This window comes from Bacillus sp. 105MF, assembly GCF_000374885.1.
Lineage (GTDB): Bacteria > Bacillota > Bacilli > Bacillales > Bacillaceae_G > Bacillus_A > Bacillus_A pseudomycoides.
On record NZ_KB895677.1, the window covers coordinates 1 to 1530 of the forward strand.

3 protein-coding genes and 1 pseudogene are annotated in these 1530 nt (G+C 36.3%); all 4 read right to left on the bottom strand.

Annotated elements, in window-relative coordinates:
• A partial coding sequence (locus tag C564_RS0131445) for a DNA topoisomerase (RefSeq protein ID WP_033794941.1) occupies nucleotides 1-836 on the bottom strand: 836 nt, incomplete at its 3' end.
• Nucleotides 837-866: 30 nt separating this feature from the next.
• On the bottom strand, nucleotides 867-989 hold the full coding sequence (locus C564_RS38140) for a hypothetical protein (RefSeq protein WP_018768247.1): 123 nt from the start codon (nucleotides 987-989) through the stop codon (nucleotides 867-869).
• Nucleotides 986-1174: a hypothetical protein gene (locus tag C564_RS0131455; protein WP_018768248.1), complete on the bottom strand. Its 189-nt coding sequence runs from the start codon at nucleotides 1172-1174 to the stop codon at nucleotides 986-988. The genes C564_RS38140 and C564_RS0131455 overlap by 4 nt, the downstream gene beginning before the upstream one ends.
• 68 nt (nucleotides 1175-1242) lie before the next feature.
• Nucleotides 1243-1530: pseudogene (locus C564_RS0131460) on the bottom strand (hypothetical protein); the annotation flags it as partial.

A 1530-nucleotide genomic window follows, 5' to 3' on the forward strand; every position in this document is an offset into this window, starting at 1 on the left:
AATTTTGGTTTCTTTTTTCTGGTACTCTCTTTAAACTCCGTTACCGTTAATTCTGTACCAACTAATTTAGCACCAAGCTTTTGCAAAGGAGCCGGGTCTAATAACTGGTCGTCTGTCTTCATAATTGCCTCTAAGCCATTGTCTGTGATGAGTTTCAAATTATAGTAGGTTTGTTCTCTATAATTCTCTATGGCTACCTCACGTTGCCAAATCTCATGTAACAAGCACATTTGCACACGCCCTGTCGCTAATAAGAATTGATTTTTAGCAAGTTTCGTTGTACATCCTCTTGTCACATTAATTCCGAGAAGATAGTCCAGGTATTGCCTTGCTTTTGCGGAGTTTGCAAGTCCGTCATAGTTTTCCCCTGGTTCTAATCGATTCAATCCAGCCTCTAACTCCGCCAGTTCATAAGAAGCAAGGAACAGGCGGGATTGGCGTTTATTTACGCCTGCATACTCATACATTTCGCGATAAATAAGCTCACCTTCTCTATCACAATCACAGGCATTGACCACATGATCCACTTCATGTCGTTGTAACAGGTCTACTAAAATATTGATTTGCTCAATATAATCTGGTTTCACCTTATACTCTGGTTCTACTAATATAGGTAAATGCTCAAACTTAAACTCTTTGTATTTCTCATCTATTTCTTCTGGATGCTTCAGCTCTAATAAATGACCCGAACACCAACTAATAATGTACTGATGATTCTCAAAGTAACCATAGTATGGCTTACTCCCCATATGCTTCTCCATATTTCGAAAACGAGGTGATTTCAATAATTCGTATGCAACTTTTGGTTTTTCCGCAATAAATAATGTTTTTCCCACCATTCATTCCTCCTCATATATGTAAAATCTTTAATTTTGACGCTTCATTCTTCGTATTTTGAACCGTTTTATTGCACATTGTACTGCCCATATACAAATGTTCATTACCACAGTCACAAGTAACATACAGCTAGCAAATAACCATGGATTCATGACATCTTTCTCCATTCCCAATCTTTCTGCAGAAAGACATACATTTGTTTTTTCTCTGACAGTATTTCACGTACAAATTTAATTTTTTCTTTTGGTAGTGCTATAAAAATCAATTCTTCTGCATTTTTTGTCTCTGCCCATACACCTGTGTAATCGATGTCTACAATTTCAACGATATTTACCATTCTTTTCTCTCCTTTCGCTTTTAAAAAGAAGAAGAGCACTGTTTAACAGTACTCTCCTCAACCTATATCTATCTAGCATGTTCTATTTCCGCTTCTTTTGGCTGCTCTTTCTTTTTTACGTTTTTAAACTGATGAAAAAGTTGTGCGAATTTATTTTGACTTTTTGGTTCTTTCTCCTGGCTCGATTCTTTTTTACTGTTTTTATCATATTCTTGTTTTTCTTGATCTAAGGCTTTTTCAATGCTGGACAACTTTTCCCGCTGGGAATCTGTTAGATTCATTCCTTTTAACTCCTGAAGAGCTTCCTTTTTCAACCGGTATACTTCAGGATATGAATGTGTCTTCTCAAACTCTTT